Consider the following 18,437-nt stretch of genomic DNA (forward strand, 5'->3'; position numbering starts at 1 on the left):
CCTGCCTCTGCATACACAAATTCCAGTTCAAGGTCCAGCCCCCCAAGAACGTGGAGGGCGGCCTCCATGACCTCCTTACCGATACCATCGCCGGGTATAACTGTTATCCTGTACATCTGAACACCTTAAGTTTAATTCCATGAATCCAGTATCTGCTCCTGGATGATTCCATGGGATATGGTATAATATTTAAGGATCCTATGATAAAATTATATCAGGTGGGGGGAATTTTTGGTGTTTTATCTTACCGTTCTCAGTATATTTGATTCTCTGAGGGATGATAGAAGCGCTCTCAGACACTACGAGAAGAAGCTTCACGAGTATCAGGAACATGAGGCTGAGGTTCTCATAGATATAGGGGTCATCTACCTTGACAGGGGGGAAACCGAGAGGGCAGTGGGAAGCTTTGAGGAGGCCCTTGAAACCTACAGGAAACTCAAATTTCATGAGGGCGTTGCATATGCCTCTGAACTCCTTGGGGACTCCCTGATGTCGCAGCGGGAATTTGACAGGGCTATGAAATGCTACTCAGAGGCCCTCTCGATATACTCGGATATCAACAGCAGGGTTGCAGATGAACTGAGGGATAAGATATATGAGGCGGGTAAGATAAGGGAGGCGGTTGGTGTAGATGATACTGAACCTGAACCCTTCCAGCAGAATTCACAGTCCACAGACATACAATCTGAGACCCAGAAAATCTTCAGACTTGCAGATGACCTCATGGGTATCATTGACTCCTTTGAATCATACGGGAAGTACTGGGAGGACCGTGACATGGACGCCATCAATTCAAACCTGGAGTCTGCCACCATTATACGTGACCTTCCAACAGAGGCTCTTCTTAATCTTCTGATAGGTCGCTACAGGATGGAGGAGGGTGAGCTTTACGATGCCCTGAAGTTCATTAAAAGGTCAAACAGGATATTCAGGGAGAGTGGAGATTCTAGAGGGGTTGCGGTGTCCCTTGTGATCCTTGGAGTTCTCTTATTCCTTATTGATGAGCGTGAAAACCTCTACAATGTATTCAAGGAGGCAATTGAGATATTCAGGTCACTTGGACTTGAGGGGGCTGAGAGGGTTACAATTAAAATCATAGATACCCTCACCAGGAGTTAAGCATCATTTCTCCCTTACTAAATCATAGATACCCTCACCAGGAGTTAAGCATCATTTCTCCCTTACTTGATATGTTTAGCCGTATTTTGCTTGATTGGTGTATTGAAGTACAATTCATGGGCTTCAGAACGCTGGTTTTCCAGGATAAATATTATGTATCCACGGGGACATAACGAATATAAGGTGATTATATGCAGAGGAGAGAAAACGTTGCGAGGCTCATTGAGCAGTTAAGGGAAGACGATGAACTCATGAGGGTTCAGGTTATTGAACTCCTTAGTGAGATAGGTGAACCTGCAGTTGAACATCTCATTGAGGCCCTCGACGATGATAACAAGTTTGTGAGGAGGGGAGCAGCTGCGGCACTTGGTAAGATTGGGGATCCCCGGTCCATAGGACCCCTCATAGAGGCCCTGGCCGATGAGAATAAATGGGTTCGGAGGGACGCATCAACCGCCCTTGCAAAGATGGGTGACGAGGCAGTGAAACCCCTCCTTGAGAGCCTCTCAAGCGAAGACTGGAAGATAAGGGGTGCTGCCGCATGGGTCATAGGAAACTTCAGGGATGAGAGGGCTGTTGAACCACTCATTGAACTCCTGGAGGATGATAGTGGCTTCGTGAGAAGTGGCGCTGCAAGGTCCCTCGAGCAGATAGGTGGGGAACGGGTTAGAGAAGCAATGGAGAAACTGGCAGAGACCGGCACGGGATTCGCAAGAAAGGTCGCCCTCAGCTACCTTGAAACCCACCAGGAGGAGTAATTTTTGAAGGTAAGTATAATTGGATCAACAGGGCGTGTTGGAAGGGCAACGGCACTGTGCCTTGCAGAGGAGGAGGCTGTGAAGACACTGCACCTCATATCAAGGAGGGAGAGCCTTGACCAGAACATTGGAGAGGTCCTTGATATGAGCGACGCCCTTGCAGCCAAGGGGGTTTCGGTTAAGCTGGAGAACTCTGCCGACATCGAAAATGTCCACGGCTCAAGGATAGTTGTTATAACCGCGGGTGTTCCCAGAACCGCTGACATGGACAGGGATGACCTTGCATTCCAGAATGGAGTTATCGTTGCCGAGTATGCAAGACAGATTGCCAGGTTCGCCCCTGATTCAATTATACTTGTCGTGACCAATCCTGTTGATGTGATGACCTACGTTGCGCTTAAGTATTCGGGTTTTCATCCCAGCAAGGTATTTGGCCTTGGAAACCACCTTGACTCCCTCAGACTGAAGAATTACATGGCAAGGCATTTTAATGTCCATGTTAGCGAGGTTCACACCAGGGTTATCGGGCAGCACGGCCCCTACATGGTCCCACTCATAAGTTCGACATCCATAGGGGGTATACCAATTGAACACTATGCAAGGAGGGACTACTTCTCTGGTTACCGGAGGTTCGACCTCAAGAAGACCATAGAGAAGGTTATCAATGCAGGTAGCAACATCATAAGCAGGAAGGGGGCCACTGAGTATGGTCCTGCCTTTGCCATCTCCAACATAGTGACAACGATACTGAATGATGAGCGAAGGATACTCACGGTTTCAACCCTCATGGAGGGTGAGATTGATGGTATCCGGGATGTGTGTCTGGGTGTGCCGGTGAAACTCGGTAAGAATGGTATAGAGGGTGTTGTGCCTGTTCTAATGGATAGAGATGAGAGGGAAGCCTTCAGGGAGGCTGCAAACCATGTCAGAAACTCTACAATGAAGGTTATGGAGTTTCTGGATGAGGAACTTCCACTTTAGTCTTTGCCGGGCTTTTCGCTTGATCAGCGGCTTTCAGGGGATGGTTCTTTCATTTACCCATTTTCATTTCAGTGACCACATGGCGCCGATTGTCTTTAAGGGCGTGGGACACTGATTTTATGTAACACTTTCAGAGTTACCATGGAAATATTTATATAGCTGTTCAATTATAACTTAATTCAAGACCTGGTTTCTGAACATTGTACACTGAGATTCTGCCGGGTCTGGGTTCAGAGATAACCGGCAACTCTTTTCCGGTATATTTATATGGTCATGTGCCAAAAACCTAATCAAAAAAACTGAAAGGAGACACCATGATAAGGATAGGCATTCTTGATCTTCAGGGCGATGTTTCCGAGCACCTCGAGATGACCCGGAGGGCAGTTGAGAGGATGGATGTGGATGCAGAGGTAGTGAGGGTTAGGACAGCTGAGGACGCATCAGCTGTAGATGCAATAATAATCTCCGGCGGCGAGAGCACCGTCATAGGTAAACTGATGGAGGAGACAGGGATAAAGGATGTTATCCTCACTGAGAACAAAGCAGTCATGGGGACCTGCGCCGGGATGGTTCTTCTTGCAAGGGAAACCGACTATGAACAGCCTCTCCTGGGACTCATAGACATGAAGGTTAAGAGAAACGCCTTTGGAAGGCAGAAGGATTCCTTTGAGGAGGAAATAGAGATCCTTGGAAGAAAATTCCACGGGATATTCATAAGGGCGCCTGCCGCCCTTGAGGTGGGTGAAGGAGCTGAGGTACTATCCAGAATCGATGAATTGATCATAGCAGTGAAGGAGGGCTGCAACCTTGCACTCGCCTTCCACCCTGAACTGGGAGAGGATACGGGACTTCACGAATACTTTATAAAGGAGGTATTGAATTGTGTGGAATAGCAGGAGTGGTCTACAAGGATGGTAAACTTCACAACGTCGGGGCAGACATGACCAGGATGCTCCATGCACTGCAGCACAGGGGCCCCGACTCAGCGGGATTCTCAATTTATGGAGGTCTTGGTCTTGAAGAAAACGAGTACCTCCTTAACATTGAGATTAAAGAAAAGAAGGGACTTCTTGAGAGGGTTAAGGAAACAGTTGAAACTGTAAGCCCCATAAGGAAAGATGAGATCATCCCATCAGTTGAGAACTACATAATATACCGCTGCAGAGTCACCCTCGAATCATTCTCACAGCTCAAACCACTCATAATGGATATAGACAGGATAGAGGATGTCATGGTACTCAATGGAAGCCACTCCTTTGAAATGATAAAGGATGTGGGGTCTGTACTTGAAATAGCAGACCGCTATGACACCTGGTCAAAGAGGGGCACACATGCCATAGGCCACACCAGGTTCTCAACAGAGAGCATAGTTGACAGGTACCATGCACACCCCTTCCAGAGTTACATCATCCCAGACATAACAGTGGTACACAACGGTCAGATAACCAACTACTGGAAGATAAGGGAACCCCTTGAGAGGAAGGGACACGTATTCGAGACAAACAACGACACAGAATGCATAGTCCACTACGTTGCAGATAAACTGGCATCAGGCTACAGCCTGGAGGAGGCACTTGAGCAGTCAGTCAGGGATATGGACGGACCCTTCTCATACATAGTTGGAACACCCACCGGTGTGGGGATAGCAAAGGACCAGCTTGGTCTCAGGCCAGGGGTGATGGCAGAGAACGATGAGGTATTCGCTGTTGCATCGGAGGAGGTCTCCCTGAGGGAGGTCATGGATACAACCGAGGTTGAACAGATATCCCCCGGCGAGGTCAGGGTATACGAGATATAGGGTGATATGATGAGGGAAGCAGTAGTTGATGCAGAATCAAAAACCCCAAGGGAGGTTAACAGGGCCATAAAGAGCCTTGCAAAGAACCACGACAGAATAGTGGTTAAAAACCCCAACGCCATGCACTACATCGGCGCGGGACTCACAGAGGACGTGGAGCTCATAATAGATGGTTCAGCCGGATACTTCGCCGCGACAATGATACACGGTCCAAGGGTTAAGATAAATGGTAACGCAGGATGGTTCCCTGCAGACAACATGACAGAAGGTGAGGTCATAATAGAGGGATCGGCCGGTGACGGAGTTGGACAGGGAATCTACGGCGGAACAGTCGTTGTAAGAAGGGGAGCAGGTTCAAGAACAGGAGAGATAATGAAGAACGGGACCATCATCATAGGCGGGAACTCAGGTTTCATGACAGGCCTCTTCATGATGGGCGGCCGCATAATAGTTTTGGGGGACCTTGCAGGGGACGCAGGGGAGTCCATCATAAGGGGAACAATATACGTTGGTGGAGAAATAAAAAGCCTTGGAAAGAACGCAAAGGTTGAGGACATAACCCCGGAGGAGGAAGAGGAACTCAGAGGTGTCCTCTCAGAATACGGATTTGAACTTGAAGATGAGGAATACCATTCCTTCAGAAAGATTGTCCCAAGAAGCAAAAGGCCATTTTATGGCGAAGAATCGGAGGAAGGATAATGAGCAGATATGCGATGGTCGGAACACCCTGCCAGATAACAGCAGCCACACTGATGAAGGAATATAACGGGGAATTCCCTGTTGAACTCAGAATCGGGCTCTTCTGCATGGAGAACTTCTCCTACACCTACCTGAAGGAACTTGCAGAGGAGGAGGGTGTTGATCTCAGGGATGTTTCAGAGTGCAGGATAGAGAAGGGCAGGCTCTGGTTCCACCTCAACGATGGAAGCACAGTATCCATACCACTTGAAAGGGCCAGATCTGCAATGAGAAAGAACTGCTCTGTATGTATGGACTTCACATCAGAACAGTCAGACGTTTCAGTGGGATCTGTGGGCTCACCTCAGGGATGGTCAACACTCATAATAAGGACAGAGAGGGGGAGAGAGCTGGTTGAGGGGGCATCAAAGGCAGGATACATTGAGACAGAACCCATAACCGGGAAGGGCCTCAAACTTCTTGAGAAACTTGCATCAGGTAAAAAGGAGGAGAACCTTGAGGAGATAAAGAGAAGGGAATCGGTTGCAAGGCCCGTCCTCTACTGGAGGGTGATGCCCGGGGATCTCTACCCTGAGGAAATTAAGGACTACCAGTTTGATGACCTGAGGGCCGACGTCATCGATGTTGGCGCATGTGTGCTCTGCGGGGCCTGCGAGGCGTCATGTCCAGAGGATATTGTGAGGATAAACGACAGAAAACCCGAGGTTAAGGGGGAATGTCCTGAGGGCTGCAACGCATGCTACGTGGCGTGTCCAAGGACCTACGTACCCGACAGCATAATAAGCCATGAATCTGCAGCCGAACCCCTGGGGGAATACACTGAGATAGTCTCTGCAAGGGCCCCCATGTTCAGGGGCCAGGATGGTGGTGTTGTAACTGCACTCCTGACCTATGCCCTCAGGGAGGGAATCGTGGACGGTGCACTGGTGGTTGACAGGGACCCTTCAATACCATGGAAACCCGTACCTGTACTGGCGGAGGATCCAGAGGATGTTCTGAGGGCTGCAGGCACCAAGTACTCAGTATGCCCGATATTGAAGGTATTAAAGGAATAAGAGGGGTTAAAGATGCCTTTTAAGGTTGAAAGAAAGGAAGATGTATGTAAGAGGAACTTTGACCGTCCTGGCTGCTGCTGGTACATGTGTGATAACCGGGACGAGTCACTCTGCGCAAACTGCTACTCATGCTATAACAACTGCCCGCATGATGTTTATGAGATAATAAATGGGGAACCAGTACCCATAAGGCATGAAAACTGTGTGGGGTGCCGTATCTGTGAGGAGATGTGCCCCAACAATGCAATAGAGGTTAACGCCGTACCCGAAGACAGGAGGAATGTATGGTCATTCACTGACCTTCTTGAAATACAGAGAAAATCCAGGGAGGGTTCCTATAAGGTCAGGGGCTGCGGTGCGGTGAGGAGGATACCCACCTTTGATGACCTTGTGATCATACCTGCCCAGGTCTCAAGGCCGCCAATAGACAAGTACAGGGAGCCCTGCAATACCCGGGTGGTCCTGGGTAACAGGTACGCTGAGAACCCCCTTGAACTTGACACACCCATCATGATAGCGGCCATGTCCTTCGGTGCCCTCAGCAAGGAGGCCAAGATAGCCCTTGCAATGGGGGCAACCCTTGCAGGCACAGCCACAAACACAGGTGAAGGGGGAATGCTCCCTGAGGAGCGCAAATACGCCTCAAAACTCATTGCACAGTATGCATCAGGACGCTTTGGTGTCTCTGCAGACTACCTGAACAATTCAGAGGCCATTGAGATCAAGATAGGTCAGGGTGCCAAGTCAGGTATGGGTGGACATCTGCTTGCAGAGAAGGTAACAGCGGAGGTCTCAAGGATAAGGATGATACCCGAGGGCACCGATGCACTGAGCCCGGCAAGGCACATGGATATCGTCGGACCTGAGGACCTAAGCATGAAGATATCCCAGCTCCGTGAGATAACCGACTGGAAGGTCCCGATAATGGTCAAGTTCACATCTGGCCGTGTTGCCGATGACGTGAAGATAGCTGCAAAGGCAGGGGCCGATATAGTCGTGGTTGATGGTATGCAGGGAGGTACAGGTGCAGGGCCTGACGTTGTAACCGAGCACTCAGGTATACCCACAATAGCAGCCATAGTGGAGGCCGATGAGGCCCTCAAGGAGGTCAACCTTCGTGATGAGGTGAGCCTTGTTGCAGCTGGTGGTATAAGGAGCGGGGCAGACGTTGCAAAGGCCATTGCACTTGGTGCGGATGCAGTCTACATAGGCACAGCGGCACTTGTCTCAATTGGCTGCCGCGTCTGCCAGATGTGCTACACGGGTACTTGCAGGAAGGGTATTGCAACCCAGGACCCACGACTCAGGAAGCGCCTTGACTATGTTGAGGCAGGTAAAAACGTTGCAAGGTACATAGAGGCAATGACAGAGGAGGTGTGCATGCTCACACAGCAGGCGGGTAACACTGATGTCAGTAAACTTGAGAAGGATGACCTCAGGGCGCTCACAGTGGAGGCCTCCGTACTGACTGGAGTTAAGATGGCTGGATTGGAGGCACCGGCCCGGTTTTAGCAGCAGAACATTTAACTCCCCTGGACATTCCTTTTTTTAAAATTTTCCATTTTTCCTTTTATGAAACCTATTTAAACACAGCACTCAATAGTAATAACAGATTTTTCCTGGAGGGAATGACTTGAATGAGTACAGCAACAGGTCACTCAGGGTTTATGTTCTCATAGCGGCAACACTATCATCCTTTTTAACGCCATTCATGGGGTCATCCATCAACGTTGCCCTTCCTGTGATAGCACTTCAGTTCGGTATAGATGCAATACTGCAGACCTGGATTCCAACGGCATTTCTACTTGCAGCTGCAATCTTTGCCGTACCCTTTGGCAGGATTTCTGAGATATACGGTATGAAGAGGATTTTCATCTATGGAAACCTGATATTCACTGTATCATCGGTCCTATCAGCATTCTCACCATCCGCCCCTGCCCTCATAGTATTCCGGGCCATCCAGGGTGTGGGATCGGCGATGATATTCGTCACGGGTCTTGCAATGCTCACACGTGTATTCCCGCCAATGGAGAGGGGTAAGGCCATAGGTATAAATACGGCCGCAGTTTACATTGGACTTTCAATGGGACCGGTTCTCGGGGGTTTTCTCACACATTTCCTTGGCTGGCAGAGCGTATTCCTTGTGACGGTCCCGGTAACGCTCATTGTTCTTGCGGTATGTCTCCTTAAGGTTGAGGGGGAATGGGCGGATGCCTCAGGGGAAAGGTTCGATGTTCCCGGTTCAATATCCTACTGCATATTTCTGTTTCTTTTAATGTATGGATTTTCAGCCCTCCCTGATGCTGCAGGGGCACTCATGATAGTTCTGAGTATTTTTGCATTTGGGATATTCCTTAAAATTGAGCTCTCATCAGAGAGCCCGGTATTCAATGTGAGGCTATTCAGAAATCTCAGATTCAGTTTCTCAAGTCTCGCAGCCCTGATAAACTACAGCGCAACCTTTGCAGTTTCCCTGCTTCTGAGCTACCACCTTCAGTACATCAAGGGACTTGACCCTGGCTCCAGCGGACTCATACTCGTCACGCAGCCCATTGTCATGGCCTTCGTGGCTCCCCTGGCAGGGAGGGCCTCTGACAGGTTCAACCCCCAGATACTTGCAGGTACAGGAATGGCGGTAACCGCGGCCGCCCTCCTGAGCCTCAGCATCCTTGATAGGGGCACACCCCTGTTTATGATAGTGATGTCTCTCCTTGTCCTCGGCCTTGGCTTCGGGTTTTTCTCATCCCCCAACACCAATGCAATCATGGGTTCTGTTGAGAGGAGGGACTATGGTATTGCATCCGCCACCGTGAGTTCCATGCGCCTCATCGGCCAGGCCTTCAGTATAGGTATAGTGACACTCATCTTCGCATTCCTGATAGGGAGGGTTCCAATATCCCCTGCAAATTATGACCTCCTCATAGAGAGCACGAGGATATGCTTCCTTGTATTCGGGGTTCTGTGCTTCATAGGGGTTTTTGCTGCAATCGCCCACCGGAATGATGGTTGAGGGGGCAATGATAAGCCTTTCAGAAAAAGTGACTTTGTTCACACCTTTTCATTTTTTAGAAAATTATTTAAACTATTCTTATTGAGGAAACTGTTTGAAGGATGGTTATCTGAAGGTTTATGTGCTGCACAGTAATCCTGGCATCATTCATGGTTCATCAAAGGCGGTCCCCTCTGGAGAGAACCTTAATATGAATTTCAGTTTAATGGGCGCTGGAACACCCATCACAGTTATAGTAACGGGTCAGTCCTGGCTGCTGGCTCGGACTCTTCTCATCACCCAACAACACCACGATAATGTGTTCAGTTAGGAATGGCGGGTTGCAGCATCAAAAGTAAGTTCAATGAGGCTTATCGGCAGATTATGAGTGCCTGAACGTTTACAGCTATCTTCTCGATTTTTAGGCGGAGTCACATATTTACCTAAGGATAGACGGAGTCACATATTTACCCTCAAGGATAAATATATATGGAAGAGCTCCTTCATCATATTTGCCTTGATATGCATGGGGGGATACTTGCTCTGCTTGTAGGTGTTAAATATGAGGATAAGGGTTCTTAGGGACGGACCATACCTTGTTGAGGGCTCGGTACCACTCTATGAGGAGGTAATTGTAACCGATGAGGATGGACACACAAGGGAATTTGTTGAGAGAAGAGAGTTCCCGCTTAAGGAGAGGCACCTGCTCTGCCGCTGCGGTGCATCAAAGAACAAACCCTACTGTGATGGAACGCACCTTGAGGTGGGCTTTGATGGTACCGAGACAGCATCAACTAAGCCCTACCTTGAAAGGGCGACCGTTTTCAGAGCAGGGGACCTTGAACTCACCGATGTCCCTGAACTATGCGACCACTCAAGGTTCTGCCTGCGGGCAGGGGGTATAAGGGAACTCCTCATGAAGGGTGACACTGAGAGCATACAGATCGCCATTGAGGAGGCAATGATCTGCCCATCAGGGAGACTGGTTCTGTGGGACAGGAGGACAGGCAAACCCTATGAAAGGGACTATGAAAAATCAATAGTGGTTATTCATGATAAACAGAAGAAGTGCGAGGGGCCACTCTGGGTCAGGGGAGGTATAAAAATAGAATCAGCCGATGGGAGGGAGTATGAGACCAGAAACAGGGTCACCCTCTGTCGGTGCGGTTTATCTGAGAACAAACCATTCTGTGATGGTAGCCACTGGATGAGTGCAGAGGAAAAACTTGAATTTAAGAAGAAATGGGGTATTGAGTAGGTTTCTGCAGCAGAAATTTAAGAAGAAGTGGTTAACCGGGATATTCTACCCCATTTTCCTTTTCATCCACAGCGCCCCTGTCAAAAGGCCAGTTATGGCCCCTATCAGCGCCCCTGAAAGGAAAGGCGTCATAAAGCCGCTGCCCGTGTTTTCTATATTCACTGAGTTGAGTTCAAGGAGTTTTTTCCTGATTGATGCCTCATCGGCACTGCAGTACGTCACCCTGGTGGAAAGTTCAGGGTGCCTTTCAAGGAATGCCCTCACAGTGTCCTGGTAGGCAACCGCCAGTATCTTTTTGCTGGGGTTTCCAAGGGCATGTTCCAGTTCATGTTCTACATCCGTTGGGCTCTGGAAACGGTACACAGTGACGTTGACCCCTGTCTCATCGGCCACTGAACGCGCAAGTTTTCCTGTGGAGTTATCTGCTATTACAATGAACGATTCTGGTGTTATTTCCATTCCATGGGCTGAAACACCACCCATAAGGATAAAAATTAGTAGAAACACGAATTTCTTCACATGAATCACCTAGACCTTTTCCATTGCAATGAGCTCCGGTTTCATCCTCTCAAGGAATGAGAATATGAACATGCTTGCAGCACCCTCCACAACACCCACAAATATGTAGAATGGTATGAGTGTTGACATGAGCATTTCAGGGCCCGCAACACCCGCTGCCAGGAGTATCATGATGTGTAATGCGGTTGCAATCATTATACCAAGGAATGTGGCTGAGAATACAGCAAGGCCCCTGTCAAGTTCACTTAAAACATGGTAGACCCCATAGGTTCCGATTCCAAGGCCGATACCCATTGTCAGTATATTGGCCCCCATGCTGGTTATCCCCCCCATCCCCAGCATGAAGAACTGGACGAGTAGGCAGAGCACCGCAACCATCACCGCCGTTAGGGGGCCGAGTATTATGGCGGCGAGTGGTATCAGGAAGAAATGCACCGGGACACCGAAGGGTGATGGCACAGATATGGAGGATGCAACCGCGGCTGCCGCTGCAAAGAGTCCTGTGCCAGCTATCCTTTTTTCCTTTCCAGGTTTCTTTGAGAATATGTAGAAGAATATGCCAATGTTCACGAGTGCAACAGCCCAGTAGACTGCTGACTGCCACAGTGGTATGATTCCATCTGGTATATGCACTGTTGAACCTCCGTTAAGTGGTGTGAAGGTTTATGAACCTTATTTTGGATATTCAGTTACGTGGGAACCTTAATGCGGTTAAACCAAAAACCAGGCACAGTCCTGCCAGTGCAGGTACGAATCTGTAATCTGGTTTATTCACATTAACATCTGCTGTTCCTGTGGCTATTTCTGTGGTATTCTCTCCTTCATCTGTAATGTTCTTTTCAGAGCGGGCATTGCCTTCAGGGCTGCCTTTCTCTGATGAAGCTGATGAGTCCCTTTTACTTTCACCTGTGGTTTTATGACCAACTGATGAGCTTGATTTGCTGCTGCTCTGACCTGAAGGCTTATTTGCAGTACTGGATGAATCTGATGTGGTGGATGAATCTGATTTACTGTCACCTGAATCCGATGGTTCCTCAATGTAGTAACCATGGCCCGGGTGGGCCCATGCATGATGCGAGAGACCTGCGATCAGAGCAAATATCGCTAAAATGATAAGGAACCTTCTCATTTTATCACCATGGATTAGTTAAAACATATTCAACATATAAACTCTTTTATTACTGAAGGTACTGATAAAAACCTTAAAGTAATACCAGAATAGAGATTTGGTCTCTGAACTCCTCTTTGATGTGGGGATCTTCAGAAATCAAGGTTTAAATGTCCTGTGTGATTTAGAAAATTAAAAGAATCTAAGGAGGGGCTGATAGATAGGCCCCTATCCATAAAACATCAGCCTCTGTCTATTTTGAGGACTCCAGAACATCCAGAAGGGCATGTGAGATATCCCTGAAACTGTAACCCTCACTTACAAGATTTCCCAGGAGCTTGGAGTCACTGTAACTCTTGGATTTAAGGTTTCTCCGGAGCACCTCCACAAGGTCCTCCTCATAACCCCTCCTTATCTCCTGGGGGGATGGCATGTTGCTCTTCTTTATCCTTTTACCTGTGAATGACTGGATCCGCCTTAACCGGTGAACCTCCCTTCCAACAACCAGGGTGAAGGATTTTCCACTTGAACCGGCACGCCCGGTACGCCCTATCCTGTGAACGTAGTACTCGTTCTCAAAGGGGAGATCATAGTTCACAACGACCTCCACATCAGGCACATGTATACCGCGTGCAGCAACATCAGTTGCAATAAGGAGGTTGAACCTCCCCTTCCTGAAGCGCTCCATGACACGTTCACGCTTTGACTGTGATAGATCCCCGTGAATTTCGTCCACAGAGTAACCCATACGGCCAAGCTGCTTTCTGAGCCTCTGAACCCTCCTTTTGGTGTTGCAGAATATGAGGCCCATTCTGATATCATTGGATGTCAGTATCCAGTCAAGGAGCTCAACCTTGTCCTCCTCTCTGGTTTTGAAATAGAACTCGTCTATTCGCGGGCTATGTTTCTTTTCAACACGGAGAATCTGGGGACTTCTCATATACCTCTCTGCGATCCTTAATACCGGCTTTGAGATGGTTGCAGAGAAAAGCATGGTCTGTCTTCTTTCAGGGACGTGGGATAGTATCCTCTCTATGTCCTCTATGAATCCCATGTTGAGCATCTCATCTGCCTCATCAAGCACAACCGTGGATATGCCTCCAAGGTCAACGGTACCCCTCTCTATATGATCTATAAGTCTTCCGGGTGTTGCAACGATAACATGGACGCCCCTCCTGAGCTCGGCTATCTGACCTCCAATTCCCTGGCCACCATAGACAGCAAGCACCCTCACATTAAGGTACTTGCCTATCCTTCTTATCTCATCGGTGACCTGTAGGCAGAGTTCACGGGTCGGGCAGATCACAAGTGCCTGGGGGACCCTCTCTGGCTCAAGGTTCTCAAGCAGTGGTATGGCAAAGGCTGCGGTTTTTCCGGTTCCTGTCTGGGCCTCGCCAACAACGTCCATACCATCAAGTGTAACAGGTAATGTAAGTGCCTGGATTGGAGTTGTACCCTCAAATCCCATATCATCAAGGGCCCTGTTAATTTTCCCTGAGATATCAAATTCACTGAATTTCAATTTCTTCATTTTATCTTTTTCCTGAATTCTTAAAAAATCGATTATTCAATTATCAGCTGCCAGCCGGCAGACCTGAAACATAATAGCCCCAATTTCTGCCAGGCACATGATAATTAAAAATCAGCACATATCCATGTTGAACTCCAACCTATTTAAAGTAATGGTTTTTGGTGTGCGAATTAGTAGAGAAAGGTAAGGCAACAGTTTTTGTAGAGAAAGGTAAGGCAACAGTTTTTATCATTCTGAGAAGCTGGAATATAGTTTCAGAATACTCGCGGGATTTTTTCATCGAGAAAGAGCCTTATCACACGCATGGGCGTAACTATCATGTTTATCCTTTCATCGTGGCCCTCAACAGGTACGCCTTCAATGACCTGCAGCTCATGCACCGTTGTGGCGATGGGTGTATCCTCGCCTATGGCCCCCTGATCCCGGAGTTCGGATATCTCCCTGTCACCGTAGCCTCCCCCCTTACCTAGGCGGTTTCCATCCAGATCAACTGCCACGGATCCCTCAACAACAATGCCAACCTGTGGAAATCTGTTGATGAATGAGCCATACCTGTAGGCGCCCCTTATGGTTGATGCGGCTTCAGCATCAGGAACGTTTCCTGAAATTAGAAGGTAACCGTCCTTTATCTTTGGTGTGGGCATCACAAGGTCCTTTCCATCGACCAGGGCCAGTCTTCTAACTGGTCGCTGGGCATAATCAGGGGATGAGAATACAACATCTGCTCTTTCCCATTCGATTGTCCTTGAGAGTCTCTCTGCAGCTGCAGCTGACCCATGAAAGTCGGGTATGCGACCATGCGGACGTTTGCTTACACCTCTATCCTCCAGGAGTTTCCAGATCCTTTCTCTGAGCAAGTTCTTATCCATCATCATTCTTCTCTGCAGTCGCATGTAGATTGGAAATCCAGTTCAGTATCATGGTTGCCGTGGTGTGGGTGTCTGTTCATTCTTCTCTGCACTGACAACCCGTGTATTTGCAATGGCGTCCAGGATCCTCAGACGATTCCTGAGGCGTCCCAGAATGACGTCCAGGATGAGCGGGAACCAGAGTATCCTTGAAAGATTCCTTATGACAGCCTGCTGCCACCTGAGTTCACCGTCCTGTGATATTACACGCAGACCCATCATCCTCTTACCCGGTGTTCCGCCATGGTACTCAAGGTAGCTGAAATACAGAATGGTTATGACACCAAGTAGGGGAAGCCAGTAGCTGTATATTGAGAAAATGTTCAGGAGAAGTGCTAATGGATAAAAAAGGATTGTTAGCAGGTACATTATCCCTGTAACCACGATGAAATCCACGACGAATGCATAAAACCTCTTCTTCTTAAGTTCCATAACACCCCTCCTGTATCAGCTCAGCACACCCTTGGAACAGGATCAGCAACAGGAGCCTCAAGTATTCTCCTGCCGCCAAGGCTTGTTTCAAGAATCACATGGTTGTCCTGATTCGCTTCACCTATTATCCTTGCGTTTTTACCGTATGGTGCCTTCTTCACGGCTCTGAGGACATCATCAGCGTATTCAGGGTCGACACCCATGATGACCTTACCCTCATTGGCAACCTCATAGGGATCGATGCCCAGCATCTCAGATACAGCCCTCACCTCCTCCCTCACAGGGATCATGTCCTCATCAACAACCATTCCGACCCCTGATTTATCTGCGAGTTCATTGAGTGCATTTGCTATACCACCCCTCGTTGGGTCCTTCATTGCGGTAACACCACCAACCTCAAGGGCCGCCTCAACCATACCCCATACAGGGGCAACATCCGATTCAAGGTCGGTGTCGAATCCAAAACCCTCACGGAAGGCCATGAGAGCCATACCATGGTCCCCCACACTGCCTGTGAGTATGATCTTATCACCGGGCCTCAGTCCTGAGTCCCTTATTATCTCACCACGCTTCACAACACCTATACCGGTGGTTGTTATGACCATCCTGTCCAGTTTACCCCTCTCCATGACCTTGGTGTCTCCGGTGACTATTGACACCCCGGTCTCCCGGGAGACAGCGTCCATTGACTGCACGATCCTCTCAAGATCCTCGCCAGGGAACCCCTCACTGAGGATCATTGCACTTGCAATTGCAAGGGGCCTTGCACCCATAACGGATATATCGTTGACTGTACCTGCAACTGATATCTTACCTATGTCACCACCGGGGAAGAAGAGGGGGTCGACTGTGTGGCCATCGGTACTCATAACTATCTCATAGTCGCCGAGGGGTATGCTTGCACCGTCGTCAAGGTCCTCAAGACCAACTCCGCCGTTAACCCTCGTATTATGGATATTGGATAGTATTATGTTTGATATGAGGTCCTGCATCACTTCTCCGCCTGCACCATGGGACATGCCGATCTTCATAGATTCACCTGTACAATCTCCTTGTTATAGGGTATCTTGCTGATGGTATAAAACCTTTCATTGGTGTAATCACATATCAATTCAAGTCAGAGGTTTCCATCTGGACAATATTTTGAAGCAGTTCAGATAGACGGATTCAGTGATCCATAGCATACCGTGGAAGCACAATCTTTTTAAATGGGGGATCCTATACTATAGATAAATTTATCTATACCGAGTCACTGAGTTTCTTAAACTCAGCATTACTGATTCTGATAGAGACTTAGATTGAGGTGAAATAATGGCAATCTGGCAAGGTAAATCAATGAAGAAACCAAGCGGTGGAAGAGCCAAGATGAACCGCGGAAAGAGGAAATACGAACTTGGAAGGGAACCCGCCGAGACAAAGATCGGTGACAGGCGTGTCAGGATGATAAGGACACGTGGGGGCAACAGCAAGGTCAGGCTCGCTGCAGATACAAAGATAAACGTTGTTGATCCTGAAACAGGTAAGGTTGAAGTTGCAGAGATAAGGAATGTTGTTGAGAACACAGCAAACCCCCACTTTGTAAGGAGGAACATCATAACAAAGGGTGCTGTTGTTGAGACCAGCCTCGGGAACGTGAGGGTTACATCCAGACCTGGACAGGACGGCGTAATAAACGGCGTACTTATAAAGGAATAGGTTCACCAGAGCCCCTCAACCAGACCCATGGGGTATTATATGTCCGATAACCTTGAGGCCGAGATACTATCCCAGGTGGAAAGGTTCCTCAAACACATAAACAGCAACCTGCCTGAGGGAATGGAGCTGGAATTTGAGGGCTTTTACAGGAGGGGCTTCTTCGTAACAAAAAAGAGATACGCCCTAATAGAGGATGACACGATTGTTGCAAAGGGTCTTGAACTGGTGAGGCGTGACTGGGCACCTATAGCTAAAAAGACCCAGCAAAAAGTTTTAATGGCAATCCTCAGAGATGGATCCCCTGAGAAGGCAAGAAAGATAATAAGGGATGTTGTACGGCGCATAAGGGGTGGGGAGGTGGAGTTGGATGAGCTTGCAATCCACACCCAGATCACAAGGGACCTCTCTGAGTACAAACAGATAGGCCCACACGTTATCGCCGCAAAGCGATCCCTTGAGAAGGGGAGGCGCATTGAGAGGGGATCAATAGTCAGGTACATCATAGTTAAGGGGAGGGGCCCCATAAGTCAGAGGGCCTTCCCACTTGAGGATGCTGAGGGTCTGGATTACGATCCCGACTATTACATTGAGAACCAGGTGATGGCTGCGGTATCAAGAATAATGTCATCTCTTGGCTACTCCACAGAGGATATAAATTCACTCTCATGTGGTGAAAGACAGAGCAGCCTCGATGCCTTTTTCTAGAACAGGGGGAACCTTATTTTTTTACATGAAATTTTTCACCTTAAATGTCTGGCTCGCCGCTCAGGAGGACCATATGGGGGTATTTATCATATTATTTTATATTATAATCTTAGTATCCGCAGAGAAACCAACAGTGTTATAATTGATTAGCTATAGAGTTTCATTACAGAGATTAAGGTGGGAAGATGCTGAAGGCGGTTTTCTTTGACATTGATGATACGCTCTATGACACATCGGGATTTGCCAAACTTGCAAGAAAGGCTGCCCTGAATGTGATGATAGATGCGGGTTTACCCCTGACACAGGAGGAAGCATACAAACTTCTTAGGGAGATAATCGCTGAGAAGGGCTCCAACTATGATAAACATTTCAATGTCCTCACAAAGACGGTTTTTGGTGAGGAAAAACCCCTTCTCATTGCCCTTGGAATGATAACCTATCACAATGTCAAGTTCGCGCTGCTCCGGCCATTCCCCAATACAACATCAACGCTCATACACCTAAAAAGCAGGGGATACAGGCTGGGGGTAATATCCAACGGTATAACAATAAAGCAGTGGGAGAAACTGATAAGGCTCGGCATACACCACTTCTTCGATGAGGTCGTCACATCAGATGAGGTTGGCTTTGAGAAACCAAACATAAGGATCTTTGAGGAGGCCCTCAGAAGGATGGGCTGCAAACCTGAAAGATCCATCATGGTGGGTAACAAGTTCAATGAGGACATACTGGGGGCAACCAACGCGGGAATGTCAGCCATACTCGTCAACTCAGAGCTTACAGATGAAGAGAGGGACCTCATTGAAAGGAGAGGCCTTGATGTTACGGTCATCGATGACATCAGCGAACTTAAGGAGATTCTCTAGTTTTTCAGGGTCTCCA

20 protein-coding genes and 1 pseudogene are annotated in these 18,437 nt (G+C 48.3%); 13 read left to right on the forward strand and 8 right to left on the reverse strand.

What is annotated here, in order from left to right; all coding sequences use genetic code 11:
• Nucleotides 1-116 (reverse strand): annotated as a pseudogene (locus ACPLJI_RS06995) (NAD-dependent isocitrate dehydrogenase); the annotation flags it as partial.
• A 118-nt stretch (nt 117-234) separates the two neighbouring features.
• Here ACPLJI_RS06995 and ACPLJI_RS07000 point away from each other — a divergent pair.
• From ACPLJI_RS07000 to ACPLJI_RS07045, 10 genes are all read left to right on the forward strand, one after another.
• A complete protein-coding gene (locus ACPLJI_RS07000; RefSeq protein ID WP_424730751.1) occupies nt 235-1,119 on the forward strand; it encodes a tetratricopeptide repeat protein in 885 nt (294 codons plus the stop codon).
• Nucleotides 1,120-1,310: 191 nt separating this feature from the next.
• On the forward strand, nt 1,311-1,877 hold the full coding sequence (locus ACPLJI_RS07005) for a HEAT repeat domain-containing protein (RefSeq protein WP_424730723.1): 567 nt from the start codon (nt 1,311-1,313) through the stop codon (nt 1,875-1,877).
• Nucleotides 1,878-1,880: 3 nt separating this feature from the next.
• Nucleotides 1,881-2,858: a malate dehydrogenase gene (locus ACPLJI_RS07010; RefSeq protein WP_424730724.1), complete on the forward strand. Its 978-nt coding sequence runs from the start codon at nt 1,881-1,883 to the stop codon at nt 2,856-2,858.
• A gap of 314 nt (nt 2,859-3,172) precedes the next feature.
• Nucleotides 3,173-3,751, forward strand: coding sequence for a pyridoxal 5'-phosphate synthase glutaminase subunit PdxT (gene pdxT / locus ACPLJI_RS07015; protein WP_424730725.1), 579 nt, complete (start codon nt 3,173-3,175; stop codon nt 3,749-3,751).
• Nucleotides 3,739-4,656, forward strand: a complete 918-nt coding sequence (locus tag ACPLJI_RS07020) for a class II glutamine amidotransferase (protein ID WP_424730726.1) — start codon at nt 3,739-3,741, stop codon at nt 4,654-4,656. The genes pdxT and ACPLJI_RS07020 overlap by 13 nt, the downstream gene beginning before the upstream one ends.
• A 9-nt stretch (nt 4,657-4,665) precedes the next feature.
• Complete coding sequence (locus ACPLJI_RS07025) at nt 4,666-5,355, forward strand: tributyrin esterase (RefSeq protein WP_424730727.1); 690 nt, start codon at nt 4,666-4,668, stop codon at nt 5,353-5,355.
• Entirely contained in the window at nt 5,355-6,410 is a 1,056-nt protein-coding gene (locus ACPLJI_RS07030; RefSeq protein ID WP_424741187.1) for a Coenzyme F420 hydrogenase/dehydrogenase, beta subunit C-terminal domain, read from the forward strand. The genes ACPLJI_RS07025 and ACPLJI_RS07030 overlap by 1 nt, the downstream gene beginning before the upstream one ends.
• Before the next feature lie 12 nt (nt 6,411-6,422).
• Entirely contained in the window at nt 6,423-7,922 is a 1,500-nt protein-coding gene (locus tag ACPLJI_RS07035) for a glutamate synthase-related protein (protein ID WP_424730729.1), read from the forward strand.
• Between the two features lie 121 nt (nt 7,923-8,043).
• Nucleotides 8,044-9,420: an MFS transporter gene (locus ACPLJI_RS07040; RefSeq protein WP_424730730.1), complete on the forward strand. Its 1,377-nt coding sequence runs from the start codon at nt 8,044-8,046 to the stop codon at nt 9,418-9,420.
• Nucleotides 9,421-9,961: 541 nt separating this feature from the next.
• Nucleotides 9,962-10,657, forward strand: a complete 696-nt coding sequence (locus ACPLJI_RS07045; protein WP_424730731.1) for a CDGSH iron-sulfur domain-containing protein — start codon at nt 9,962-9,964, stop codon at nt 10,655-10,657.
• 45 nt (nt 10,658-10,702) lie between these two features.
• On the opposite strand, the gene ACPLJI_RS07050 is transcribed toward ACPLJI_RS07045, so the two are convergent.
• From ACPLJI_RS07050 to hypE, 7 genes are all read right to left on the reverse strand, one after another.
• Nucleotides 10,703-11,116 (reverse strand): hypothetical protein, encoded by a 414-nt coding sequence (locus ACPLJI_RS07050; RefSeq protein ID WP_424730732.1) that lies wholly within the window; start codon nt 11,114-11,116, stop codon nt 10,703-10,705.
• 69 nt (nt 11,117-11,185) lie between these two features.
• The gene (locus ACPLJI_RS07055) at nt 11,186-11,809 is read right to left on the reverse strand and encodes an energy-coupling factor ABC transporter permease (protein WP_424730734.1); all 624 of its coding nucleotides are present in this window, start codon (nt 11,807-11,809) and stop codon (nt 11,186-11,188) included.
• 52 nt (nt 11,810-11,861) lie between these two features.
• A complete protein-coding gene (locus tag ACPLJI_RS07060; RefSeq protein WP_424730735.1) occupies nt 11,862-12,305 on the reverse strand; it encodes a hypothetical protein in 444 nt (147 codons plus the stop codon).
• A 232-nt stretch (nt 12,306-12,537) separates the two neighbouring features.
• The gene (locus ACPLJI_RS07065) at nt 12,538-13,815 is read right to left on the reverse strand and encodes a DEAD/DEAH box helicase (protein WP_424730736.1); all 1,278 of its coding nucleotides are present in this window, start codon (nt 13,813-13,815) and stop codon (nt 12,538-12,540) included.
• A gap of 254 nt (nt 13,816-14,069) precedes the next feature.
• Nucleotides 14,070-14,684 carry a 5-formyltetrahydrofolate cyclo-ligase gene (locus ACPLJI_RS07070; protein ID WP_424730737.1) on the reverse strand — a complete coding sequence of 205 codons (615 nt, stop codon included), beginning with the start codon at nt 14,682-14,684 and terminating at the stop codon, nt 14,070-14,072.
• A 48-nt stretch (nt 14,685-14,732) separates the two neighbouring features.
• On the reverse strand, nt 14,733-15,155 hold the full coding sequence (locus ACPLJI_RS07075; RefSeq protein WP_424730738.1) for an RDD family protein: 423 nt from the start codon (nt 15,153-15,155) through the stop codon (nt 14,733-14,735).
• A gap of 20 nt (nt 15,156-15,175) precedes the next feature.
• Entirely contained in the window at nt 15,176-16,186 is a 1,011-nt protein-coding gene (gene hypE / locus ACPLJI_RS07080) for a hydrogenase expression/formation protein HypE (RefSeq protein ID WP_424730739.1), read from the reverse strand.
• A gap of 280 nt (nt 16,187-16,466) precedes the next feature.
• On the opposite strand from hypE, the gene ACPLJI_RS07085 reads away from it, so the two are divergent.
• The 3 genes from ACPLJI_RS07085 to ACPLJI_RS07095 all read left to right on the forward strand — a co-directional run bounded on the left by ACPLJI_RS07085 (nt 16,467) and on the right by ACPLJI_RS07095 (nt 18,421).
• Complete coding sequence (locus ACPLJI_RS07085) at nt 16,467-16,850, forward strand: 30S ribosomal protein S8e (protein WP_424730740.1); 384 nt, start codon at nt 16,467-16,469, stop codon at nt 16,848-16,850.
• A gap of 39 nt (nt 16,851-16,889) precedes the next feature.
• Entirely contained in the window at nt 16,890-17,555 is a 666-nt protein-coding gene (gene polB2 / locus ACPLJI_RS07090) for a DNA polymerase PolB subunit 2 (RefSeq protein WP_424730741.1), read from the forward strand.
• Nucleotides 17,556-17,740: 185 nt separating this feature from the next.
• A complete protein-coding gene (locus ACPLJI_RS07095; RefSeq protein ID WP_424730742.1) occupies nt 17,741-18,421 on the forward strand; it encodes a TIGR02253 family HAD-type hydrolase in 681 nt (226 codons plus the stop codon).
• Nucleotides 18,422-18,437 lie beyond the last annotated feature (16 nt).

The organism is Methanothermobacter sp. (assembly GCF_049720995.1).
Taxonomy (GTDB): Archaea; Methanobacteriota; Methanobacteria; order Methanobacteriales; family Methanothermobacteraceae; genus Methanothermobacter.